This is a genomic window from Roseibium aggregatum (genome assembly GCF_014692675.1).
GTDB lineage: Bacteria > Pseudomonadota > Alphaproteobacteria > Rhizobiales > Stappiaceae > Roseibium > Roseibium aggregatum_C.
Window position 1 is genome coordinate 101,991 of record NZ_JABFCZ010000015.1, and the last position, 23,490, is coordinate 125,480.

A 23,490-nucleotide genomic window follows, 5' to 3' on the forward strand; every position below is an offset into this window, starting at 1 on the left:
TAAATCTGACACGAAGATGAAGGGCAGCTTTAAAGAAGAAAAAAACGCAAAACCGGGAAATCGAAATGTTTTTTGTTAAAACTTGCGCGTAATTCGATATACATTGCCCATATCCTAGGCAAGCTATTGATATGAAATAATTTTCAGCGAAAATCACTATGTCCGGGAAGGCGAAAATCGGCCAAATAATTCTTGCAAAAAGACGAATATTTTCTCTCGTGGACGGCTTGCTCTGCGTCCGGGAAACCGGAAAGATCAGGAAAAATTACCAGTTTGGAGACTGCCGATGTCTGACGCCCCACGCCCTGGAGAAATCGCCCTTTCCCGGGATCCCGGCGGCCTGAAACCCGATGCCGGGCTTGTGTTCATCGGCCGGATCAAGACGCCCTGGACCGACCGCCATGCCTGCCCGCGCAGCGGCAGCGCCTCCACCGAGGTCTGCGAGATCACGCTGGACGCTGACTATGAACCGGGACTGCAGTCGATCGAAAGCTGCAGCCACCTGATCGTTCTTTACTGGATGCATGAGGCCCGGCGCGACCTGATCGTCCAGGCGCCCGCCTTCGACAGCACCACCCATGGCTGTTTTGCGCTCCGCACCCCGATCCGCCCCAATCCGGTTTCGCTCTCGGTGGTAGAACTGATCGGCCGCGAGGGACCGGTCCTGAAGGTCCGCGGCCTCGATTGCCTGAATGGCACACCGCTGATCGACATCAAGCCGTATTTCGCCAAAAACGATTCCGTGCCCGACGCCCGCGTCGGCTGGCACGAGCACCGCACCCATCCGGACCGGCGCTCTCCAGACCTCTAAAAAAGAAGGGGCGGATGATGGGTCCGCCCCTCAAGTTGCACCAAACGTTTACCGGCTGCATGACCGGCAGATTGCCTTCAATCAGGCAATGTCGAAGCGGTCGGCGTTCATGACCTTGGTCCAGGCCGCAACGAAGTCCTTGACGAACTTCTCCGCGCTGTCGTCCTGGGCATAGACTTCCGAATAGGCCCTGAGGATCGAGTTGGAGCCGAAGACGAGATCCGCCCGCGTCGCAGTCCACTTGGTGGAACCGGACTTGCGGTCCTGGATCTCATAGACGCCCTTGTCCGCGGGGACCCACTTGTAGGCCATGTCGGTCAGGTTGACGAAGAAGTCGTTGGTCAGCGCACCGACCCGATCCGTGAAGACACCGTGCCTGGTGCCGCCATGGTTCGTGCCCAGAACGCGCATGCCGCCGACCAGGACGGTCATTTCGGCCGCGGTCAGGCCCATCAGCTGGGCCCGGTCGAGCATCATCTCTTCCGCGCTGACCACATAGTCCTTTTTGAGCCAGTTGCGGAAGCCGTCGGCAAGCGGCTCCAGCACGTCGAAGGACTCCGCGTCGGTCATTTCGTCGGTCGCGTCACCACGGCCCGGAGCGAAGGGAACCGAAACGTCGTAACCGGCGGCCTTTGCGGCCTGCTCGATACCGACACTGCCGGCCAGCACGATCACGTCGGCGATGCTTGCGCCGTATTCCGCCGCGATCGGCTCCAGAACGCCAAGGACCTTGGCGAGACGGGCGGGCTCATTGCCTTCCCAGTCCTTCTGCGGGGCGAGACGGATACGGGCGCCGTTGGCTCCGCCGCGCATGTCGGACCCGCGGTAAGTCCGGGCGCTGTCCCATGCGGTGGACACCATTTCGGCGACGGAAAGGCCGCTGGCCGCAATCTTGGACTTGATCGCGCCGACGTCGTAGTTGGTCGGACCGGCCGGGATCGGATCCTGCCAGATCAGGTCTTCCGCCGGCACGTCCGGACCGACGTAACGGGCCTTGGGACCCATGTCGCGGTGGGTCAGTTTGAACCAGGCGCGGGCAAAGGTGTCCTTGAAGTACTCCGGATCGGCCATGAACTTTTCGCAGATGGCGCGATAGTCCGGGTCCATCTTCATGGCCATGTCGGCGTCGGTCATCATCGGCATGCGGCGAACGGACGGATCGCTCGCATCGACCGGCATGTCCTCTTCCTTGATACCGACGGGCTGCCACTGGTTGGCGCCGGCCGGGCTCTTGGTCAGCTCCCACTCATAGCCGAACAGCAGGTCGAAATAGCCCATGTCGAACTTGGTCGGATTGGTGGTCCAGGCGCCTTCGATGCCGGAGGTGACGGCTTCGCTGGCCTTGCCGTGCTGGTTCGGGTTCATCCAGCCCATGCCCTGGTTCTCGATGCCGGCTGCTTCCGGCTCCGGACCGAGCGCACCGGCGTCACTGGCGCCGTGTGCCTTGCCGACGGTGTGGCCGCCGGCGGTCAGAGCCGCGGTTTCCTCGTCGTTCATGGCCATGCGGGCGAAGGTTTCGCGCACCTGCGCCGCCGACTTCAACGGGTCCGACTGGCCGTTCACGCCTTCCGGGTTCACGTAGATCAGGCCCATCTGCACGGCGGCAAGCGGGTTTTCCATGGTGTCCGGCTTGGCGACATCGCCATAGCGGTTGTCACTGGGCGCCAGCCATTCCTTTTCCGCACCCCAGTAGGTGTCGATTTCCGGATGCCAGATATCTTCGCGTCCGAAGCCGAAGCCGAAGGTCTTCAGGCCCATGTTTTCGTAGGCAATGGTACCGGCCAGAATGATCAGGTCGGCCCAGGAGACCTTGTTGCCGTATTTCTTCTTCAGCGGCCACAACAGGCGCCGGGCCTTGTCGAGGCTCGCGTTGTCCGGCCAGGAATTCAGAGGCGCGAAACGGATGTTGCCGCACCCGCCGCCGCCACGGCCGTCCGCCAGACGGTAGGAGCCTGCCGAGTGCCAGGCGAGACGGATCATCAGGCCACCGTAGTGACCCCAATCGGCCGGCCACCAGTCCTGGCTTTCCGTCAGCAGCGCATGCATGTCCTTCTTCAGCGCTGCCACGTCGAGCTTCTTCAGCTCCTCGCGGTAGTTGAAGTCCTTGCCCAGCGGATTGGTCTTGGTGTCATGCTGATGAAGAATGTCCAGGTTCAGGGATTTCGGCCACCAGTCCATCACCGATGCACCGGTTTCGGTGAGACCGCCGTGCATCACCGGACATCCACCTGACTTTTCGACTTTAGCGTCCATCTTGTTCTCCAATCAATTTCTTACGGAATTTTCGAGATAGCTCCGACCGGATCTACCTGGCTCCTCGTGCTGTTCGCGATCGCACCCGTTTGGTAGCGGTTCCCACCGCAAATCCGCGAACGTCGTCCTCCCGTCCGTTGGACTGTGAGAAAAATATAGGACCACCATGACAGTCAGATCCAATTGGATTGATTCCAAACTGCAATCAGTTATTCTTATCGACCATGATATCTTTGAGACAATTACGTTATCTCGACGCCTTGGCCACGCACCTGCATTTTCGCAGGGCGGCGGACGCGGTTGCCGTGTCCCAACCGGCCCTTTCCATGCAGATCAAGGACCTGGAGGAAAACCTCGGTGTGAAGCTAGTCGAACGGCTGCCGACCTCGGTGCGCCTGACCCATGAGGGCGAGGAAGTGGTCACGCGCGCGCGCAAGATCCTGACCGAGGTGGCCGACCTGACGGACTACGCCCGCCAGCGTGCCCAGCCGCTTGCCGGCGCCCTGCGCCTCGGCATCATTCCCTCGATCGCGCCCTATCTATTGCCGAAAATCCTGCCGGCGCTTGCACGCTCCCATCCGGAACTGAAGCTGACGATTCGCGAAACGCTCACCGAAACGCTCACGGAAGAACTGCTCGCGGGCCAGCTCGACGCGATCGTCATCGCTTTGCCGGTCGAAAACGCCCTTCTCAGGGCGGAACCGCTGTTCATCGACCGGTTTCTTCTTGCCCGGGCCAAAGAGCCCGATTGCGACCTGCGCCGGCGGGTTTCGCCTGAGGAGATCAGACCGGACAGCCTGCTGCTCCTGGAAGAAGGTCATTGCCTGCGCGACCAGGCGCTCAACTATTGCCAGAACCTTCCCGTACCGGACAAGGCGCCGTCACTGGGCGCGACCAGCCTTGCAACCGTGATGCAGATGGTCGCCGCCGGCTACGGCGTCACCCTGCTGCCGGAAATCTGCGCCGATGTGGAAGTGCGCGACGACCGGGTCGATCTGCTGCGCTTCCAGGAGCCCCAGCCGGCCAGAACCGTCGGCCTCGTCTGGCGCAAGTCCTCTCCCCGGATCCGGGATTTCGAGAGCCTTCTGGAGACCCTGAAGGCAACGGTGAGCGAAGCCGGCTGCCGGATGGCGGGGTGAGGGAAAACGGCTTGGTCCGATAGCGCTACTGAGGCGGCTCCGGCTCAAGATCCCCGCCACTGCTCGGCGGGATGGCTTCCCTCTCGGCGATGGAGACTTCGAAACCGCGCAGGCGCTTGTAGATCGAAAGCAGTTCGATGATCGTGGTCCAGGAATTGACCAGATACTGGAAAGAGGACGACACCTGTCCGAAAGCCGTCAGGATCTGCTGGACGATACCATAGGTAATGGTGCCGGTTACCATCGTCGGGATCAGGAGGAAATAGGCGAATATGTTGTCCGCCTGCAGGTAGATGGCGCGCGCCAGATTGAAATAGACATAGTGGAAATAAAGCCGGAAGTAGTTGCGGCGGACATTCCCGAACAGCTCTTCCAGTGTGATCGGCGCCGCGCGATCCTCATGATCTTCGCCGTAGACCAGTTCCTTGCGGTATGCAGCCTCGACGCGCTGATTGTGAAACTCAAGGCCCGGTAATTTTACGCCGACCACCGCCAGAAGCACAGTGCCGAAAAGGGACCAGACAATAGCCATTGTGAACAGCGGAGCGGGAATCGCGCCGACAATCGGCAGCTCGGTCACATAGCCGGACAAGCTGAACAGGACCGGGAGGAAGGCGATCAGCGTCATGACGGCATCGATCATGGAGACGCCCAGCCCTTCCATAATCGACGCGAACCGCATCGTGTCTTCCTGGATACGCTGCGAGGCCCCTTCGATATGGCGCACATTTGCCCATTTGGCGACATAATATTCGTTCATCGCGGTCCGCCAGCGGAACACGTAGTGACTTACGAAAAACCGGGTCAGGATAAAGAGGGTCACATTGATGGAGACAATCTCGCCGAAACTGATCATCAGCGCGTAAAAGTCGCCCGCGGTCACGCCTTTATCGCCCTGCAGGGCGTTCTGCAGCGTATCCCCGAAAGGACGGCGCCAGTTGTTGATGGCAACCGAAACCTGAACGGAGAAATAGGTCGTGAAGATGATCAGCGACGAGCCCCATATGGACCAGAGCTGCCACCGATGGTTTCGCGAAAAAAACCACCAGAAGCTGCCGAACAGGAGCGTGCAAATTCCGTAATAGACGTAGAACCAGAGAAACTCCGGTGTCACGAAAAAACTCAGGCCGACAGGCGGCGGCGTGCCTTCCGGCGTCACTCCGAAGCCGAGCGGCCCGCTGAGCGTATCGGCATATCCGTACCAGACGAGAATGGCGGCGAGCGACCAAAGGATCGCGGAACCAAAAAACAGTTTGGGCTTGGGGAAGAAGGATTGAAGCACAGAAGTATCCTGTCTCAGGAGCCGAATGAATCACAGCAGCACATTCGTAATGGCGCCAGATTGCGGCAAGATCCGACCGTTTAAAATTAATATTTGGAAAGAAACCACAGGCGAAATCTAAGGCTTGCGGCAAATATCCATGGCGGAACCGGCAATCTCCTTGCCAAAGCCGTCTCATGGAAAATGGAGGGCCGAAACAGAGGCTGGCGTCAGACCATTCTGGCGGCGATCTCGGCGCGCACGTCGTTGGCGATCTTCAGACCGAAGAACACCATGAAGCCGCCCGCAACCCTGTCGAGCGAAGACCCGAGCCGGGCATACCAGGTCCGGATCAGGTTGGTGGACAGAAGCAGAGCTACACCGCCGTACCAGAGCGCCGACTGGACCGTCATCAGCGCCAAAACCGCTGCGTAAAACCAGACCGGTGCGCCGGCGGGCAGGACCAGGGCAAAGACGCTGGTCCAGAACACCGCCGATTTCGGATTGCTGAGGGTCGTCAGGAAGCCGGCCTTGAACGGCGAGCGGTAGACCTGCCGGGGAACTGTGTTCGACCGGCTGCCGCCCGACATCAGCATGCGGATCCCGGCATAGACGAGATAGGCCGCACCGGCGAGACGCAGAATACGGAAGGCGTCGCCCGCCTGCGCCAGAATGGCCCCGGCGCCGAGCAGGCTCAGAAGCACCCAGAGAAAGGTCGCCGACGATACGCCTGCCACCGCCACCAGCCCGGCCCGCCTGGAAACGGTCGCCGAACAATAGCTCACCACCACCGTATTCGGTCCGGGGATCATGGCCATCAGGATGTGGATCACCGAAAGCTGCAGGAGCGTGGAAAGAAGGATCATTGGAGGGGTTTTCCGTCGCAAGCAACACGCGCATTCGGAAAAGCCGGAGGCGTGCCGATCCATTTCGGCGTCACCGTCCATCCGATATCCCCGGCCGCCTTCCGATCGCGTCGAATGGCAATATATCCGTTCTGGCTGGACGTGCGCAGTGCGGCCGCCTCGCCGGACCCGAAGCCGAAAGGGTCGCCCGAATCCGGCAACTTGTCGGGGAATGTCTGCGTACAACTGATCGATGGATTGGCATTCGGGCCGTAGGCATAGCCGGGCAAGCCGTTCGGATCGATCCTGGTTCCACCATGCCCGGCAATCACGATTTGCGGCAGGCTTTCCGCCGCGGCCTGATCTTTCCATGTGATCCGCTGGTAGAGGTGCTGGTGGCCGGAGAAAACAAGCCTCGGGCGGCAGGCGTAGGGCGCGTCGCAATCCATGGCATCGGCCGCATCGGCCTTGATGCCCGCATTGCCGTAGTCGGGATCTGGTTTGTAGTAAATCATCTTCACCGGCGGATAATGCGACAGCCAGAGCGCATGTCCCTCATGCGCCTCTGTCAGGGCGGCGGCCTGCAGGAATCCGTTCCGGGCGTCTGCCGGCTGGTTTGAATCGATCACCACGACCCGCCAGGGATCGGCCTTGGAATCGAGGTCCACGGCCCAGCTCGGCACCACCCAGTCGTGGCCCGACGGATCGGGGTCATAGCAGGGCCGAAGCAGCGATCCGTTGGCGCCTTCCAGCGAGGTGCCGGAAAACAGCACGTGCCAGCCTTCGCCGAACCAGCGATGCGGCTCGCAGCGCTCATGGTTCCCGCGCCCCAGAATCCAGGGCGCCTTCATCAGGAGCGGCTGGGCAGGAATGAGGAACTCCTGCAGCCAGTATTCGAACCGGTCCCGGCCATCGTCCTGGTCCCAATAGCCGCCGTCGTCCTCGAAAAAATAATGGTAGTCGCCGACATGGAGGACAAAGGCAGGGTCATCGCTGACCGCATCCGCAATGACTTCCGGAAAGTGCCAGTCGGTCTTGCAGTCCTGATAGAACCGCTTTGCAGGATTGCCGTATTTTCCCCGGCAGCCGGTATCGCCCATGACAACACCGGAAAGCGGTGTTTTCCCGGTCAGCGCCGCGGGACCGGGCAGGGTCGCCTCCTTGCCGGACGGGTAAACGGTGAGCATCCCTGCGGCGGTGTTTTCAATCCGCGCCTCATCCCAGGTTTCCGGCAGGTCTGCGGTGCAGATCGTCACCGTAAAGCCCTCGCCGTTTGCCGGATTGAAGCCCTGCAGATGCCCGCGCAGTCCGGCCGCCACCGTTTGTCCAGCCGGGCCTGCGGCGACATAGCCGTCGCAATCGGCAAGGTCGCCCATGACGACGAACCGGGCCTGGATGGCCCGCGCCGCCTGCTTTCCGTAACCTGAATCGTTGACGAACTGGGTCCAGGCCGCAAGCAGCGGCGTCTTCGGACCGGAGGCTTTCGGAAGCGGGGGGATATTGGCGGGCGGGACCTGGGCCAGGGCGGACGATGCGGGCAAAACGGCAAGCGCGAACGTAAAGAGCGCAACAGGTATCAAACCACGCATGAGTATTCGTCCAGTTCTGGCAAGCGGCAAAACATTTCATGCCGGAGGAATACCGCGACACATGGGAACCGCCGGATCAACTCCGGCACAATAGCACGCTTCCGGTACATGAGAAGAAAACACGACTTATACGCGTATTGCCCCGGCAATCCTCCCCCGCAGCGCCTGTCATCTGGCACCGGCCGGAGACGCACGCTGATGCGGGCGCCTCCGGCGCGGCTCATGCCGCACGGGCGTTTCCTTTGCCGAGCTGCGACATCAGCAGCGGTTCGTTGATGGTGAGCCAGGTCTCGGCGATCTGTCCGTCCTCCATCCGATAAAGCGCGACGCCATCGACGGTCACGCGCGCGTTGTCGGGCGCAATGCCCTGGAACTCCTCGCTGTGGGTCACCCAGATCTGCCAGTGAGCGGACACGAAGTCTTCGGTCGCCAGCGTCTTGTGGGTCGTAAATTCCATGTCGGTGAACGCCTGCCTGAAGAAGCGGAAAAAGGCCTTGTATTTCTCCCGCCCCTCGAATTCGCCCCCCGGAAATCCGGGAAATCCGTGACAAACGATGTGGGGTACGACGGTGTCATCGATGACAGCAACATCCTCGATATCCGGGGAATGGGTGCCTGCCAGAAAGCGCTGGACGGTGGTTTCGTTCCGTTCAATCTTGTTCGTGGACATTGTTTTTCCTTCAAAGAGTTCGATCGCCATGAAGCTGACCGCGATCGAGGCCGATATCGGCCAGATCGCGATCGCTCATGGCCTCAAGCTGCGAGTGATCGCGGCGGAGGCGGACTTCGCGTGCCGCAAGACAGATCAGGCCGGAAAACAGTCCGGACCGCGCGCGTCGCCGGGGCCTCCCGATTTTCGGCAATAGACTCATCGGTTTCCCTCCGATCTATCGAGCGTTCAGCACGGCTTCGACTTCGGCCGCATGATCGGCATTGACGGCGGAAGACGATCCGCGGCCATAGGCCGTTCGCAGAATGTCGGTCAGCGACTGGATGCCATGCGCGACCGGCAGGTGCCCTGACAGGACGTGGCGCGGATCGAGCCTTTCGAGTTCCTTGAGGATGCCTGCGAGTGTTGCCTGGTCCATCTGGGCCAGCCATGGCGCATCGATGGTGGACCAGCCGACCAACCCTTCCCTGAGGTCCGTTGCGGCGATCTGCTCGATGCTTGTGGCCGGTTCCGGCAAAAGAGCGCCGAAGGCATCGGCGGCAAACAGCACCCGGTCCGTCTCATCGAAAAACCCCATGGTCTCCGGCGCGTCGTAATAAGGCGGCCTGACCTGGTGAAGGCGCCGTCCGCCGGCTTCGAAGACCTCGCCCGGTTCGAGCAGCCGGAACCGGTCCGGCGAGCCGGTTCCCAGAAGACCCATCTTCCCGGCCCCGAGAAAATTGGTCACCACCTGGGCGTTGGGCGCCAGGTCCAGGATCCGATCGAGATTGCCGATATGATCGGGATCCGTGTGGCTGAGCCAGATCCAGCGCAGATCGGTGAGTGCGATCTCGCTGGCCAGTGCGTCGATGAAATCGTCCGACAGGGCGGAAAGCCCGGTATCCACCAGCAGCGGTTCACTGTCTTTGAGCAAGAACGCATTCACCGGCAAGACGCCGAGCCCCGGCACAGGAAAGGTCGATTGCAGCGCCATCCAGTTCCCCGTGACGCTCTGCACAGGGGACTGGGTCGGCTGAGTCAATGTTTCCATTTCAACTCTCCATTTTCGATGAACATAATTGTTCATTCAATTTTGCATTTAGCGATGGAGAATTTCCTTGTCAATATTTAAATGATCAGTCATGTTCACTGAATGAGTGAAGCCAAACGCACCTATCGGATGCGCGATCGCGCAAAATCCCAGGAAGAAACACGGAAAAAGATCGTCGAAGCGGCGATGCACCTGCATGAGGAAGTCGGCCCGCGAGCGACAACCATCAGCGCCATTGCCGAACGGGCCGGGGTCCAGCGCCTGACGGTCTACCGGCACTTCCCTGATGAGACCGCCGTGTTTCAGGCCTGCACGTCCCACTGGCTGAGCCTGAATCCACCTCCCGATCCCGGGGACTGGGCCGACATCGCGGATGCACGCAGCCGGTTCAAAGCCGCGATCAGCGCGTTTTACGGCTACTATTCACGCACCGATCGGATGTGGACCGCCGCTTACCGCGATGTCGACGAGGTCCCTGCCCTTCAGCAGCCCATGGCCGAGATCGCCGCCTTCTTGAAATCGGTCGGCGACGACCTGATCGCCGCGCTCGATCCGAAGGGCAGCAATCCGGCTCTCGCCGCAACGGTCCGGCATGGACTGCAATTTGCGACCTGGGCCGATCTCGAAAGCCAGGGCCTGAGCGAAAAGGAGAAAGCCGGCCTGGTCATGGATTGGCTTACCGGGACTGAGCGGAACTAACCCCTCTTATCCAGGCCGGCTTTTTCAGCTAGCCTTCCTGCCGATTTAACGAGAAAGAACCAGACGGCCGCCATGTACACGCCCCCCGCTTTCGCCCAGGAAGACCTCGCCACCATTCACGGCATGATCCGGGCCACCGGACTGGCCACGCTGGTCACCATGACCGAAGACGGCCTGATCGGAACGCCGCTGCCGCTGATCCTGAAGGAAAGCGAAGGCCCGAACGGCACGCTCTACGGCCATCTGGCCCGCCCCAATCCGCAGTGGAAACTGGCGCCGCAGGCGGAAGCGCTGGTGATCTTCCCAGGTCCGGACGCCTATATCAGCCCGAACTGGTACGCATCCAAGGCAGAGCACCACAAGGTCGTCCCGACCTGGAATTACGGCGCGGTCCATGCCTATGGGACACCGGAATTCTTCGAAGACCCGGACCGGCTTCTGGAGGTCCTGACCGGCCTGACCGACCGGAACGAGAAAAACAGATCCGCGCCCTGGTCGGTCTCCGATGCGCCCGAAAAATTCGTCCAGGCGCAAATGCGCGGCATCGTCGGCCTCCGGCTTGAAATCTCGCGGCTGGAGGGAAAGCAGAAGTTCAGCCAGAACAAGCCCGATGCGGACCGTGCCGGCGTGGCGAAGGGCCTTTCCGAGGAAGCCGACCCAAAGGCCCGTGAAATGGCCGCTCTGATCCCGCGTTAAAATCCGGTCATCGCAAATCGGGTCGCTTCGGGCCCCCTCAAGTTCCTAAACCGATGGTCCCCAACACATCGGAGGAACGCAAATGCCCCTGGACGGAAAGACGATCATCATCACCGGAGCGAGCAGCGGCATCGGCGCTGCGGCAGCCGCTCTCTTCGCAGGCGAGGGCGCGAATGTCGTGCTCGGCGCCAGGCGCGCTCCCCTTCTGAAAGAGCAGGCGGAGCGGATCACTGCAGCGGGAGGCAAGGCGGCCTGGCTGGCCGGGGACGTCTGCGAGGAGAGGTTTGCGAAGGACCTCGTCGATCTCGCCGTCTCCCGCTTCGGCCGGCTCGACGGCGCCTTCAACAACGCAGGGACAACCGGGGCGCTTGGACCGGTCCCGGACATGTCCGCAGACAACTGGCACCAGGTGCTTGCCACCAACCTGACCAGCGCCTTCCATGCGGCGAAGTATCAAATTCCCGAACTGAAGAAGCAGGAGGGCGGCTCAATCGTCTTCACCTCCTCCTTCGTCGGCCACACCGTCGGCTTTCCGGGCATGGGGGCCTATGCGGCCGCCAAGGCCGGATTGGTCGGGCTGACGCAGGTTCTCGCGGCCGAACACGGGCCCGAAGGCATTCGCGTCAACGCGCTCCTGCCCGGTGGTACGAAGACGGACATGGCCGGAGACGACCCCGCGTTTCACGAGTTCGTCCGCGGACTTCACGCCCTCAAACGCATGGCGGAGCCGGAGGAAATCGCGCAGGCAGCCCTTTTCCTTCTGTCGGATCAGTCGTCCTTCGTGACCGGCGCGGCCCTGCTTGCCGACGGCGGCAATTCCATCAACAAGACCTGACGAAGGCATCCCGTCCGATCTTCGGTGCCGGAATGGGTTTCATTCCGGCACCGGGAAAAGCCAGTCGTAGGCCAGGTTGAAAAAGAACGCATAGGCCATGAAGAACAGGGCAAAGACGATGTCGATCGAAAGCGCCTGCCAAAGCGTGATGCCGAGATACCAGGCGATCGCCGGCATCAGGGCGAGCACGAGCCCCACCTCGTAAAGCACCGCGTGAAAGACACGCAGGATAAGGCCCTTGTCCGTGCGCCCGGTAAAGCGCCTGAGCACCAGGTCGAAGCCCAGATTGAACAGGTAGGTCCACAGCATGGCCACCATCGAGCCGCCGATGCCGATCACTCCGGTTTCCTGCATGGGCAGGCCGAACAGCCAGGAGACGAGCGGCATCACCAGCAAGAGGCCGATGATCTCGAAACTGACGGCGTGGCGGATCCGGTCCGGTGTCGTGCGCATGAAAAAAGCCCCAATCGGATGATCGGGGCGTCCCGATGAAACTGTTTGCCCGGACGGCAGAGGTCGTCCTCTGAAAAAAGGAATATCCAGAGCGCGCCCTGCTGGCAAGGGAGGCCTAGCTCGGCTGCTTCTGCCCCTTGGCCCGCTTCGGCCCGAGCCCCATGACGACAAGCCACAGGGCGAAGGCGAGTTCGGCGGCCAGCGGGATCGCATAGGCGAGTGCGAAATCGTCCGACAGAGCGGGGGCGAGAACGCGCAGGGTGCTGCCGGTAAGATAGACCAGGCCGGCGGCGACCAGCCCGATGCCGAAAATTTTCGGCAGCCAGCCGGAGATGAACAGCAGGTACCCGGTGATCAGGCAATTGATGCCGAAGAAGAACAGGCCCATGTCGTAGCCCGCCCCGTGCAGTTCAAGCCAGAGCCGCGCCGGCGCGCCCGGCCCCATGCCCTGGAGCCCGGCGCCTTCGAGGATGAGGACCGCCATATGCTGGCTGAGCAGGTTGGCCCCCAGGATCGCGGCCTGGACAAGACGGAACACCATGGCCGCCATTGCAGCTGCCGCGTTCACCGGTTTCAGGAGCTGGAACAGGACGAGCGCCAGCGCCACATCGGCGAGCACCATGATCGTGTCCGCGGCAAGGCTCCAGCGCAGACTGCTCGCGACTTCCGCGGGACTGACGCTTGGAAGTCCGCCTGCCGCCATCAACGGCGCCCGCAGGAAAACCTCGCTCCCGATGCCGCAGGCAATGATTACAAGATAAAGCACGCCGGCGAGGCGTCCGCCGGGAACCGGCCCGCTGGGTGGTGGAAAATCGGAATCGGTCATTCGGAAGCTTCGTACTGTCGTTCAAGGGACCCCAGTCCACCGCCTACAGTATCAGGTACCACCGCTTCGACGGAATTGCACTTGGCAAAAAGGGCGCGGCCGGAAGGTTCCGGGTCTGTACGTTCGGAGCCTGAATGTCCGGAGCCGGGCCGGGCGCGTCCCACATGCTGACCGGCCCAGACCGAGGCGAGGACGACGGCCGCACCCAGCCACTGCACCAGGCTCAGGGTCTGGCCCAGAACGGCCCAGCCGAGAATGACAGCGGTCACCGGGCTCATCATGGGCAACATGGAAACGGCCGACGGCTCGATGCGGGCGACCCCTCGAAACCACAGGAAATACGTCGCCGCCCCGCCGATCAGCCCGAGATAGGCGATGCCACCCAGGTAACGCGGCTCCAGCAGCGGCAGGGCCGGTTCGAACAGCATGGCGACCGGAACCAGCAGCAGGCCGCCCGCCGTCAATTGCCAGGCGGTGAAGGTCAGCGGTGACACCGGCGGCTGCCACTTGCGGGTCAGTACGGTCCCTGCCCCCATCGACGCGGATCCGCCGATACCCGCCACCACGCCGATCGGGTCCAGTGCCGCTTCGGGGCCGAGCACCAGAAGCGCCACACCGAAGACACCGGCAAGTGCCGCAACGACCGACAGCAGGCGCACCGGCGTGCCCATAAGTCCCCGCGCCAGCGCGATCACGAACAGCGCCTGGGTTGCCCCGAGCGTTGCGGCGACACCGCCCGGCAGCCGGTAGGCGGCGATGAAAAGGCAGCAGAAGAAGATGGAAAAATTGAGCGCGCCGACCAACGCCACCTTACCGATCCAGTCCCGCCCCGGCAGCTTGCGTACGAACAGAAGCAGGAGCAGACCCGCAGGCAGCGCCCGCGTTGCCGCCATGGTGATCGGATGATCCGGCGGCAGGAATTCGGTGGTGACCAGATAGGTGCTGCCCCAGACCGTCGGGGCAAGCGCGGTGACAAGAACATCAAGGCCGCGGTTCATGGGTTTCATATCAGGGCACTCACTTCAGGCCGAAAGACGCAGGGCCGCGCCGAGCTGGGCGCGCAGGTCCCCGATGGGACCGTTGACGAGACGGGTTCCGGTTTCCCGCACGATGACGGTAGGAACAGAGCTCACCTGCATGCGCCGGGCAAGCTGACGGTCGGCGTCGACCGCACTCCGCGTGCCGGGATCGAAGACCGCGCGCCGGAACCGGTCCCGGTCGAAGCCCAAATCCCTGGCAATCCCGAGCAGAACGTCCATGTCGGCGACATTGCGCGCCTCCGTGATATGCGCGGTCTGGATCGCATCGAACATGTCCCAGTGGGCCTCCTGTCCCGACAGTCGTTCCGCCGCCTTGCAGAAAAGGGCTGCGGGAAGTCCGTAAGGATAGTCGAAGGGAGCCGCACGCATACCCTTAATGTTGAACAGTTCCGGCGTGTCGCTTGCCGCCCGGCAGGCGGCCCAGTGACCGAGGATCGTCTCCTTGGCTTGGCTCATCGAACCGAACACCGCGATCATCTGCTCCTGGCTGTCCTGCAGGACGTAGGTCCGGTGACGCACCTGGATATCGAACTCGGCGGCAAGCACCCGCAGGCGCGGCGAAATATTGAAACACCAGCCGCAGACGACGTCATGGAAGAAATCGACCGTCAGTCCCATCACGCCACCTCCCGCATGATCAGGGTGTCCGGGTTTTCCGCCAGGCGCACGGCGATTTCCGCCACATGGTGCCCCTGGAACCGGGCGCCGGCGAGATCCGTCTCCGACGGCTGCAGCGAGCCGTCGCCGCCGGCCACGGTACCGGCGCCATAGGGCGATCCGCCGACGATCTCGTCGATGCGCATCTGTCCCTGGAAGGTATAGGGCAGGCCGACGACCATCATGCCGAAATGCAAAAGCGGCACATGGGTGGTGAGGACCGAAGCCTCGTGGCCGCCGTGCTGGGAACCGGACGAGGTGAACACCGAACCGACCTTGCCCACCAGGGCGTTTTTCGCCCACAGGCCGCCGGCCATGTCGAGGAACTGTTTCATCTGCGCGGCCATGGACCCGAAACGGGTCGGCGTGCCGAAGATGATCGCGTCGTAGTCCGGCAGGTCCGCCACCCGCGCCTCGGGGGTGTCGTCCTGAACGTAACCGGCATTGGCCCGCACTTCCTGCGGTACGGTTTCCGGCACCCGCCGGATATCGACGCTGACACCCGGCACGGAGCGTGCGCCTTCGGCTTCTGCCTCGGCCAGGGCGCGGATGTGGCCGTAACTGGAATAATAAAGAACAAGAACGCGAGCCATTATGAGCCCTCCGATGTTTTCCGTTGAAGTGCCCGGAGGATAGGAAGGAAGCGGATGGGCAATAAGCGGCCGGGGCGAAAGTCACTCTTTACCAGGGTTGAAGAATAACATGAGGCTACGCTAGCCGGAGCCACGCAGGGCCTCTGACAGGTGATCGACGAAGGCGAGCGTGCGGCTGTCGGCCCCGTGGCGCGCTGCGATCACTGCATAGACATGGCGTTCCGGCAGCGACCAATCGGGCAGGACCCGAACCAGCGCACCGCTTTTTTCGGCCCTGTCCGACAGGAATGACGGCAGCGATCCGATCCCGCGTCCGGCGATCAGCATGTCGCGCAGCACGAGGCTGCTGCCAAGCCGGATCCTGGAGGTCAGGGCGTGTTCGTGTGTCCCGCCCGGTCCGGTCAGCGGCCAGCTCGCCGGCGCGTCCGACATCAGGAAACTGACGGTCTCGTGACTGGCCAATTCTTCCGGCGTCCCGGGCGCGCCATGGGCTTCAAGATAGGCAGGCGAGGCAAAAAGGCTTTGCCGCACCGTCGCGATGCTGCGGGCCCGCAGGGCGGAATCGGGAAGCTCGGCCCGGACACGGATCGACAGGTCGTAGCCGCCTTCGACCATGTCCACCACCCGGTCGTCGAAGGCAAGCACCAGTTCCAGGTCCGGATAGCGGTCCATGAAGGAGGGAAGCAGCGGAGACAGAACCTCCAAACCGAAGGAATAGGGCGCATTGATCCGGAGCGTTCCGCGCAAGGACCCGGCGCCGGACCGCACCCGGTCCTCGGCGCGATCGAAGGCGTCGAGCAGTTCCCGCGCCTCCTTGTAATAGACCTCGCCATGCTCCGTCAGGGACATGCTCCGGGTGGTCCGGTTCAAGAGGGTGCAGCCGAGACTGTCCTCAAGCAGCTTGATATCCCGGCTGAGGAGGCCGGCGGAAACGCCGAGGTCTTCGGCCGCCTTGGCGAAACTGCCCCGCTCCACGATCCGGCAGAACGCCTTCATCACCGAAAGCCTGTCCATCGGTTATATGGCTTCCTGGATTCGATAAACGCACCGGCGTCCGCCGGACAAAAGATGCTCCGCACGGGTCAGTGTCACATCCGGACCCAGAAGCTCCTGGAAGAGCGACATTTCGGACTGGCAGAACCCCTGGCAGGCGGTGGCCGCCGCACAGATGGAACAGTGGCTCTCGATCAGGAGATATCCGCCCTCGTCCTCCTGTTCGACGCTCGCCATGTAACCTTCGCGGCTGCGGAGTTCGGCAAGGATCTCCAGCCGTTCGCCGAGGCTGGCGGCCGGCTCCAGTTCCTTCGAATAGGTCTTGCGGGCCGTCTCCTGGCGGTGGGCGATCAGCCTGTCGATCCCCTCCTGGCCGTAAAGCTCCTTCATGCCCGACAGGAGCCCCATGACCAGTCCCGAATGGTTGTCGGGAAACCGTCCGTGACCTTTCGGAGACAGCGACCAGACCCGTTTCGGCCTGCCGACGCTGCCCTTCCGGTCCTCGAATTCGACAAGCTCCTCCGCCAGCAGCCCGTCCAGATGCTGACGAATGGCAACAGGCGTCACGTCGAGGCGGCTCGACAGGTCGCCGGCGGTCTGCGGACCGGACGATTTCAAGGCATTCAGAAGACGGGTTCTGGTACGATCGGACATGACATGTTTGTAGCACGGCCCATCGATTATAAGAAGATTTTGCTTTTCAAATGCAGGGGCCGGTTTTCGGTCTCGAAAAACGGGACACGAAATGACCGGCGGAACGAAACGTCAGAAGGAAATGCGCAAGGCGCTCAGGGCGTTGCTGCCCCGGGTGCCGATGGCGGATGCGGAGGCGATCTTCGGCCTTGCCCTTGCCGGCCATCTGCGCCACCTGCCGCCGTCGATCGCGCTGTGGCAGGCGGTCTCCAGCCATATCCGCCATACGTTCACCGGCTACGACGCGCTGCTGGAGGAAGGCTACGACCGGGACGCGACCCGGTTCTTCGTCATCGACGACATGAACCAGGTGCTGGAAGACTGGGGCTCGGCCCGGCGGATCACCGCTGAAGAGGACGGGCAGGACCCGCCGGGCTGAGCTAGCCTGCCGCTTGCTAGATCAACGGATGCCCAATCGGAATCGATTGGGCATCCAAAGTTGATCGCTTTTAAAGTGTTAAAGCATCTTGGCTGCGTTCGATTGAACGCAGGATGCTTTAGCGGCAGGTTTCCAGGATCCAGAGGAAGGCGAGCGGCACCATGGTCAGGGCCGGAACGATGATGGCCGGATAGCCGATGAAATAGATCGCCAGCATCCAGGTCAGGAACAGGTTGCCTGCGAACCAGTACTTGGCGTCTTCCGCGCCATACATGGCATCGCGCAAAAACAGGTTGAAGATCGGCACCAGCAGCAGAAGACGAAGAACAAACGCAGGCTTTTCGGCCGTTTGAGACGACATGAGCAACTCCGGTCGCGTGTGGGAGAAAGCACCGGCGGGAGGGCCGGCGTCCGTGTTACGGATAAGGGGTTCTCCCTACCTGCTGAGGTCATGTCATTCACTGCGGCACATGGACCGCGCACTGCGGCAGATGGCCTCGGTCACCCGTTCCACGCTTGCAATATCTGCCATTTCCAATCGGAAGAGATCAGGCCGGGTCGTAGATCCATTGTTCGGGAATATGCGCAGTCACCGCTTCCCCGGCCCTGACCGCTCCGGGCTTTTCGACAAAGCCTACCAGGCCGCGCAGGCGGCGGGCCTTTTGCGCGAACAGCAGATCCAGCCCGTCCCGGCCGGGCACGTTTTCCGCAATCGCCTTGCCCGCCACCCGGCACGGCGCATTGTCGCCGTCGATCCGGATCACCGCACCGCCCTCGAAGGCAAGCCGCGTGCGCGGCGGAATGAGCGACAGGCTGGGCAGGCCCTCGATAACGATATTGGCGCCGATCCATTCCGGCTTCAGCGCGTCGAGTTCCATCCGTTTCGCGATTTCGGCCAGCTCCTCCACCGAGAGAATGGAAATCTGCCGTTCGTTGACCATCTCCGTGCCGCGCGGATACCAGGGTTCCCGGCCGCCGGACAGGCGGGTGAAGCCGCCGTGGCGGTCGCCGGGAATTCCCTCGAAGGTAAGTTGCAGTTCGCTGCAGGCGGCGGTCTGGAAAGCATCCTTTCCATCCGTTCGCAGGACATGCGTCACTGTTCCGGCGAGTTTGCGCGCCCGCGTCGGCGCAAAGGTTTCCAGCATGCCCGTTTCCGTTTCGCTCAAGGTCCCTCACCCTTCCCGTTTGTCCCGTCATAGCGCGTCGGGCGACCAGCCTCCAATGAAACATGTTGATCCGCTCATCGCTCCGGAAAATGGGTTTGACGGAAGAACGATCCGGTTTGCTCACGCCTCCTCGAACATGCCGGTCGGAAAGCCGTCGATGCTGACCTGGTTCTTCTCGCGCTGATAGGCCTCCATCTCCTCCGGCGTCTTGGCCGCGGCCCAGTTGTCGAGCGACGGGCGCTCGCCCTGATAATCATAAAGCGGCACGCCGTAGCCGCAGGAGGTCTGCACCAGGTCGAAATCCAGCCGGACGATCTGGCGCGCGCCCAGCGGTTCCTCGCCGGAGAAGACACTTTCCAAAAGCTCCGCGTAAGCGGCCGTGCCGTGACGCAGGATCTGACCCTTGCCGTAAAGCCGCATGATCTGCGGCGGACCGTCGACGGCGCAGAACATGATCGTCATCCGGTTGATCTGCCGCAGGTGAGCTGCCGTCTCGTTGCCGCTGCCGGTCCGGTCGAGATAGGCGACCGTGTTCGGCGACAACACTTTCAGCGCCGTCGTCGGCCGCGGCGACACGTTCACCCGGCCCGTGGGGGCCGCGGTCGCGGTGAAGAAGATATGCTGGCGCTCGATGAAGGCGCGGTGCTGATCGCTGAGTTCGGCAAACTGCTTGGCCATTTGGCATCTCCCGGTTGGTCACCGCGAGAGTGCCGCCGGGAAACCGGCCCGGCAAGGCCGGATTTCCGCATAATCGGGTAATTCCGGTATAGCAAACAAAAACGGCGGGCCTTTCGACCCGCCGTCCTGAACCGACAGGGCATGCCCCCGGCCGCGTTTTATTGCGGCTGCTGGTAGAACTTCTGGCCGTTCACCTCGATGTACTGGCGGCCGTTTTCGTCAACCTGGATCTGCGGCTGGCCATTGGCGGCCGGAGCCGGGCTCTCCGACGGAACGGAGGGGTCGGCTGCGGCGGAGACCGGCCGGGCCGGTTCAGCCGGAAGCCCTTGCCCCGAGCCCGGCTGCGGCGGCGCAACGCCACCTGCCGGGACACCCGTGGCCGAAGCATCGGCAGGAACCTGGCCCGTTTGGGGCGGATCGCCGGCTGCCGGAGCGGCCGTTCCTTCCGAGGCGGCCTCCGGATAGGCGCGGCTGAACAGAAGCTGTGTCTGTTCCGGCGTCAGCTTGCCGTCCGGCACATCCGGAATGCTCCTCTGGAATTCCCGGATCGCCTGCCGTGTCCTGCGTCCCGGCGCACCATCCACCGGGCCGGCGTCATAGCCGAGCGTGTTCAGGGCATCCTGAATGTCCATCCAGTATGCGCGTTCCTCTGCGGACCTGCCGGGCGCCGGGGCGCGATAGGTATGATGCCTTCTCTTGGCCAGTTGATTGCCGACAATGGCGCCTGCTGCAAATCCGACGATTCCGCCCGCAATGACCCCGCCTGCATTTCCTGCCCTAACGGGCGTCGCAGTCAGGGCAAAGGAAGACAGGGCCACCCCGAGCGCGGTGACGATACTGATTGCCTTGATCATTCCGGTTACCTTCCTTCCCTTTGGATCTGCCCTACGACACGCGTTGCAGTCGAGAGTAACGTGCAGGCCGTCAAATTGCCACGAGCCTGCAGGTTGCACCCGATCAAGTTTTCACCGGATCGCGACAAAAAAACGGCGAGCCTTCCGGCCCGCCGTTTTAGCTGTTCATATTCCGCTTCGACGATCAGCGCGTCAGCGGCTTGTACTTGATCCGGCGCGGGTCGGCGGCGTGTGCACCGAGGCGGCGGACCTTGTCCTTTTCGTAGTCCTCGAAGTTGCCCTCGAACCATTCCACGTGGCTGTCGCCTTCGAAGGCGAGCATGTGGGTGGCCAGACGGTCGAGGAACATACGGTCGTGGCTGATGACCACGGCGCAGCCGGCGTAGTTTTCCAGCGCGTCTTCAAGCGCTGCCAGGGTTTCGGTATCCAGATCGTTGGTCGGCTCATCGAGCAGGAGCACGTTGGCGCCCTGCTTCAGCACCTTCGCCAGGTGTACCCGGTTGCGCTGACCGCCGGACAGATCGCCCACCTTCGCCTGCTGGGCCGGGCCCTTGAAGTTGAAGGACGAGCAGTAGGCGCGGGAGTTGATTTCCTTGTCGTCGAGGTAGATCACCTCGGCGCCGTCGGAGATTTCCTCCCACACGGTCTTGTTCGGATCGAGCTTGTCGCGCGACTGGTCCACATAGCCCAGATGCACGCTGTCGCCGACGATGATCTCGCCGCTATCCGGCTTTTCCTGGCCGGTGAGCATCTTGAACAGGGTCGACTTGCCCGCGCCGTTCGGGCCGATCACGCCGACGATGCCGCCGCGCGGCAGCTTGAAGGAGAGATCGTCGATCAGGAGGCGGTCCTCGAAGCCCTTGGAGACGTTCTTGACCTCGATGACGTTGGCGCCGAGACGCTCGCCCACCGGGATCATAATCTGCTCGATGGTCGGCAGACGCTCTTCCTGGGCGGCCAAGAGGTCTTCATAGGCCCGGATACGCGCCTTGGACTTGGTCTGGCGGCCCTTCGGCGACATGCCCATCCACTCGCGCTCGCGCTCGATCGCCCGGTTGCGGGCCATGTCCTCGCGGCCCTCCTGGATCATGCGCTTGGTCTTCTTTTCCAGATAGACCGAGTAGTTGCCCTCGTAAGGGATGCCGCGGCCGCGGTCGAGTTCGAGAATCCAGCCGGTGACGTTGTCGAGGAAGTAGCGGTCGTGGGTGATGATCAGGACGGAGCCCTTGAACTCGCGCAGGTGCCGCTCCAGCCAGTGAACGGTTTCCGCGTCCAGGTGGTTGGTCGGTTCGTCGAGCAGCAAGAGGTCCGGCTCCGACAGGAGCAGCTGGCACAGCGCCACGCGGCGGCGCTCCCCGCCGGACAGGTTGGTCACTTCGGCGTCTTCCGGCGGGCAGCGCAGGGCTTCCATCGCCATGTCGACCTTGCTTTCCAGGTTCCACAGGTCTTCCGCGTCGATGATGTCCTGCAGCTTGGCGCCTTCCTCGGCCGTTTCGTCCGAGTAGTTCATCATCAGTTCGTTGTAGCGGTCGACGATCGCCTGCTTGTGGGCCACGCCTTCCATGACGTTTTCGCGGACGGTCTTGTCCGGATCGAGCTGCGGCTCCTGCGGCAGATAGCCGACACGTGCGCCCTCGGCGGCCCAGGCCTCGCCGGTGTACTCCTTGTCGAGCCCGGCCATGATTTTCAGAAGCGTCGACTTACCGGCCCCGTTCGGACCCAGGATGCCGATCTTGGCGTCCGGGTAGAACGAGAGGTTGATGTTGTCGAGGACTTTCTTGTTGTTATAGGCCTTGGAGAGGCCATGCATGTGATAGATGAACTGGCGCGCCATGGGGCTCCGCATCTCCGCAGTTTGGAATTTTCGGGATTCTTCGCATGAAATCTGGGCGCCTTTTACGCGATCAGGCGAAAAGGGGCAATGGCCGAGGTCTCAAGTCAAATAACAAAGCTAGGGCTACGCTATATAGACAAAATAAGGCAAGGAATTAAAGAACCCACCAACCACGCAACGCATACTCTCTGTAATTGCATATTGATTTAATGCGATCTAATATATAATATTTTTAAAGGGCATGTTATTCAAATGGCATGACGAGACATGAGAAAAATACACATATTCCTATCTTTATCTTTTTTTATCTTATCAACAAATCCATCGTTTTCATTTACAGAAGATGTGCGCAAGGCCGTTCATAAGATACTTAGTAATTATGGATATGTATTAATAGAATTCTCTCCACATGGAAAAACAGCCGATATAACCCCTGGGTCATTTATCTATCGCCAGAACTATGACCCAACACAAAAGAATTTTTCGTCATCACAATTTGGATCTTTATGCACACCCAAATATTCCACTTTCCGTATAAACGGAGCATTCCAATCAAAGTACATAAATCAAGGACTATTTCAGGAAGTTCCAACGCACTTCAAATACACAGGAAATAAACTAAAATATATACTACAGAGAGCCGGACTTTATTATTTATCACAAACCGCAATAACTATGGAAATAATCATAAACCCTCAAATAGCGTACTATCTAAAGCCGCAGGAATACATTGATATAACAAAAAAGCTAGGAAAAACTTGCTCAGACAACATATCAAATAATTCAAAAAACCATAACGCGTTTCTCGTAAAGAGTAGTGTTTTATTTTCAATAGATTATGAATTCGAATTTGGGAGGAATACTAAGAGGAACACAAGAGTGAAAATTGATAGAGAGCTTAAAAATGTATTCAATATAACCGAAGTAGAAAATATTGGCAACTACGGCAAAAAAGCATCCGGAATTCCGAGAGTATATGGCGTCCTATTGGAAGAATTAGAAAATTAATTATTTCATTTTCATGTAATCTTTTATTAAGCTTACAAATGTACCAAAATAGAAACCAACAATAATTCCTCCCCAATTTTGCAGAACGTCAGGTATTATAACTTTTCCATTATCGTCGACTTGACCATCAAAAGTTAAATATAACACTCCCCATATAACACTTATTGCGATAAGGCCGCTGACGATAAAGCCAGAATAAACAAGCCAAAATATAAGTTGATCTCTTTTCGATTCCACTTCAGAAACATCAGCCATTTGACCCTCCATAAACTTTAAATATAAAACCAACATTCTGACAACTTTATGAGGAAATTCAGTATTGTCAAACTAATTAAAATAGACAGCAACGAAACCATATTAGGCTGCGGGATCTTGACGACTCGACAATTTCCCGGCTTATACCCCTCTATTACATCCACAGTTTGAAATTCATTCACTCAATCAGTGGCTCGTTCCTAACTTAAAAAAGTGGCTATCCCACCCCTGTC

At 60.7% G+C, this 23,490-nt stretch carries 27 protein-coding genes; 7 read left to right on the plus strand and 20 right to left on the minus strand.

The annotated features are described in order from the left end of the window. Positions 1-286: 286 nt before the first annotated feature. Positions 287-811: a tRNA (N6-threonylcarbamoyladenosine(37)-N6)-methyltransferase TrmO gene (tsaA, locus tag HK439_RS14580; RefSeq protein ID WP_190292247.1), complete on the plus strand. Its 525-nt coding sequence runs from the start codon at positions 287-289 to the stop codon at positions 809-811. A gap of 81 nt (positions 812-892) precedes the next feature. Here the strand turns inward: tsaA and katG are convergent, their stop codons facing one another. Then, positions 893-3,064: a catalase/peroxidase HPI gene (katG, locus tag HK439_RS14585; protein WP_190292248.1), complete on the minus strand. Its 2,172-nt coding sequence runs from the start codon at positions 3,062-3,064 to the stop codon at positions 893-895. 224 nt (positions 3,065-3,288) lie between these two features. Here katG and HK439_RS14590 point away from each other — a divergent pair, with 224 nt between their 5' ends. Continuing rightward, complete coding sequence (locus tag HK439_RS14590) at positions 3,289-4,203, plus strand: LysR substrate-binding domain-containing protein (RefSeq protein WP_190292249.1); 915 nt, start codon at positions 3,289-3,291, stop codon at positions 4,201-4,203. 25 nt (positions 4,204-4,228) lie between these two features. On the opposite strand, the gene sbmA is transcribed toward HK439_RS14590, so the two are convergent. From sbmA to HK439_RS14620, 6 genes are all read right to left on the minus strand, one after another. Continuing rightward, positions 4,229-5,485, minus strand: coding sequence for a peptide antibiotic transporter SbmA (gene sbmA / locus HK439_RS14595; protein ID WP_190292250.1), 1,257 nt, complete (start codon positions 5,483-5,485; stop codon positions 4,229-4,231). A gap of 209 nt (positions 5,486-5,694) precedes the next feature. Then, positions 5,695-6,330 (minus strand): LysE family translocator, encoded by a 636-nt coding sequence (locus tag HK439_RS14600; RefSeq protein WP_190292251.1) that lies wholly within the window; start codon positions 6,328-6,330, stop codon positions 5,695-5,697. Then, positions 6,327-7,898, minus strand: a complete 1,572-nt coding sequence (locus HK439_RS14605) for a metallophosphoesterase family protein (protein WP_190292252.1) — start codon at positions 7,896-7,898, stop codon at positions 6,327-6,329. The genes HK439_RS14600 and HK439_RS14605 overlap by 4 nt, the downstream gene beginning before the upstream one ends. A gap of 220 nt (positions 7,899-8,118) precedes the next feature. Next, positions 8,119-8,568 carry an ester cyclase gene (locus HK439_RS14610; protein ID WP_190292253.1) on the minus strand — a complete coding sequence of 150 codons (450 nt, stop codon included), beginning with the start codon at positions 8,566-8,568 and terminating at the stop codon, positions 8,119-8,121. A 10-nt stretch (positions 8,569-8,578) separates the two neighbouring features. After that, complete coding sequence (locus tag HK439_RS27365) at positions 8,579-8,770, minus strand: DUF1127 domain-containing protein (RefSeq protein WP_190292254.1); 192 nt, start codon at positions 8,768-8,770, stop codon at positions 8,579-8,581. A gap of 15 nt (positions 8,771-8,785) precedes the next feature. Beyond that, positions 8,786-9,598 carry an MBL fold metallo-hydrolase gene (locus HK439_RS14620; RefSeq protein ID WP_190292255.1) on the minus strand — a complete coding sequence of 271 codons (813 nt, stop codon included), beginning with the start codon at positions 9,596-9,598 and terminating at the stop codon, positions 8,786-8,788. A 102-nt stretch (positions 9,599-9,700) separates the two neighbouring features. On the opposite strand from HK439_RS14620, the gene HK439_RS14625 reads away from it, so the two are divergent. The 3 genes from HK439_RS14625 (at position 9,701) to HK439_RS14635 (ending at position 11,828) form a co-directional block, all read left to right on the plus strand. Further along, positions 9,701-10,297 carry a TetR/AcrR family transcriptional regulator gene (locus HK439_RS14625; RefSeq protein WP_209011820.1) on the plus strand — a complete coding sequence of 199 codons (597 nt, stop codon included), beginning with the start codon at positions 9,701-9,703 and terminating at the stop codon, positions 10,295-10,297. Between the two features lie 72 nt (positions 10,298-10,369). Next, positions 10,370-10,993 carry an FMN-binding negative transcriptional regulator gene (locus HK439_RS14630; RefSeq protein WP_190292256.1) on the plus strand — a complete coding sequence of 208 codons (624 nt, stop codon included), beginning with the start codon at positions 10,370-10,372 and terminating at the stop codon, positions 10,991-10,993. A gap of 82 nt (positions 10,994-11,075) precedes the next feature. Next, the gene (locus HK439_RS14635; RefSeq protein WP_190292257.1) at positions 11,076-11,828 is read left to right on the plus strand and encodes an SDR family oxidoreductase; all 753 of its coding nucleotides are present in this window, start codon (positions 11,076-11,078) and stop codon (positions 11,826-11,828) included. A gap of 39 nt (positions 11,829-11,867) precedes the next feature. On the opposite strand, the gene HK439_RS14640 is transcribed toward HK439_RS14635, so the two are convergent. From HK439_RS14640 to HK439_RS14670, 7 genes are all read right to left on the minus strand, one after another. After that, entirely contained in the window at positions 11,868-12,281 is a 414-nt protein-coding gene (locus HK439_RS14640) for a PACE efflux transporter (protein ID WP_190292258.1), read from the minus strand. 115 nt (positions 12,282-12,396) lie between these two features. Next, entirely contained in the window at positions 12,397-13,107 is a 711-nt protein-coding gene (locus HK439_RS14645; RefSeq protein WP_190292259.1) for a DUF4386 domain-containing protein, read from the minus strand. Continuing rightward, positions 13,104-14,114: a DMT family transporter gene (locus tag HK439_RS14650; protein WP_209011821.1), complete on the minus strand. Its 1,011-nt coding sequence runs from the start codon at positions 14,112-14,114 to the stop codon at positions 13,104-13,106. The genes HK439_RS14645 and HK439_RS14650 overlap by 4 nt, the downstream gene beginning before the upstream one ends. Before the next feature lie 15 nt (positions 14,115-14,129). After that, entirely contained in the window at positions 14,130-14,765 is a 636-nt protein-coding gene (locus HK439_RS14655) for a DsbA family oxidoreductase (RefSeq protein ID WP_209011822.1), read from the minus strand. Then, complete coding sequence (gene wrbA, locus HK439_RS14660; RefSeq protein ID WP_190292261.1) at positions 14,765-15,397, minus strand: NAD(P)H:quinone oxidoreductase; 633 nt, start codon at positions 15,395-15,397, stop codon at positions 14,765-14,767. The genes HK439_RS14655 and wrbA overlap by 1 nt, the downstream gene beginning before the upstream one ends. Before the next feature lie 120 nt (positions 15,398-15,517). Continuing rightward, positions 15,518-16,411, minus strand: coding sequence for a LysR family transcriptional regulator (locus tag HK439_RS14665; protein ID WP_190292262.1), 894 nt, complete (start codon positions 16,409-16,411; stop codon positions 15,518-15,520). Between the two features lie 3 nt (positions 16,412-16,414). Then, positions 16,415-17,044: a helix-turn-helix transcriptional regulator gene (locus tag HK439_RS14670; protein WP_190292263.1), complete on the minus strand. Its 630-nt coding sequence runs from the start codon at positions 17,042-17,044 to the stop codon at positions 16,415-16,417. 91 nt (positions 17,045-17,135) lie between these two features. Between HK439_RS14670 and HK439_RS14675 the strand changes: the two genes are divergently transcribed. Next, complete coding sequence (locus HK439_RS14675) at positions 17,136-17,462, plus strand: DUF2293 domain-containing protein (RefSeq protein WP_190292264.1); 327 nt, start codon at positions 17,136-17,138, stop codon at positions 17,460-17,462. 118 nt (positions 17,463-17,580) lie between these two features. On the opposite strand, the gene HK439_RS14680 is transcribed toward HK439_RS14675, so the two are convergent. The 5 genes from HK439_RS14680 to ettA form a co-directional block, all read right to left on the minus strand. After that, positions 17,581-17,823 (minus strand): hypothetical protein, encoded by a 243-nt coding sequence (locus HK439_RS14680; RefSeq protein ID WP_190292265.1) that lies wholly within the window; start codon positions 17,821-17,823, stop codon positions 17,581-17,583. A 187-nt stretch (positions 17,824-18,010) separates the two neighbouring features. Then, positions 18,011-18,607 (minus strand): MOSC domain-containing protein, encoded by a 597-nt coding sequence (locus HK439_RS14685; protein ID WP_190292306.1) that lies wholly within the window; start codon positions 18,605-18,607, stop codon positions 18,011-18,013. 141 nt (positions 18,608-18,748) lie between these two features. After that, the gene (locus tag HK439_RS14690) at positions 18,749-19,306 is read right to left on the minus strand and encodes a pyridoxamine 5'-phosphate oxidase family protein (protein ID WP_190292266.1); all 558 of its coding nucleotides are present in this window, start codon (positions 19,304-19,306) and stop codon (positions 18,749-18,751) included. Positions 19,307-19,464: 158 nt separating this feature from the next. Beyond that, positions 19,465-20,160, minus strand: coding sequence for a peptidoglycan-binding domain-containing protein (locus HK439_RS14695; protein ID WP_190292267.1), 696 nt, complete (start codon positions 20,158-20,160; stop codon positions 19,465-19,467). 184 nt (positions 20,161-20,344) lie between these two features. Continuing rightward, the gene (ettA, locus tag HK439_RS14700) at positions 20,345-21,994 is read right to left on the minus strand and encodes an energy-dependent translational throttle protein EttA (RefSeq protein ID WP_190292268.1); all 1,650 of its coding nucleotides are present in this window, start codon (positions 21,992-21,994) and stop codon (positions 20,345-20,347) included. Positions 21,995-22,261: 267 nt separating this feature from the next. Here ettA and HK439_RS14705 point away from each other — a divergent pair, with 267 nt between their 5' ends. Then, positions 22,262-23,002, plus strand: a complete 741-nt coding sequence (locus HK439_RS14705; protein WP_190292269.1) for a hypothetical protein — start codon at positions 22,262-22,264, stop codon at positions 23,000-23,002. Here HK439_RS14705 and HK439_RS14710 read toward each other — a convergent pair whose 3' ends face one another. Continuing rightward, complete coding sequence (locus HK439_RS14710; RefSeq protein ID WP_190292270.1) at positions 23,003-23,257, minus strand: hypothetical protein; 255 nt, start codon at positions 23,255-23,257, stop codon at positions 23,003-23,005. Positions 23,258-23,490: the final 233 nt, after the last annotated feature.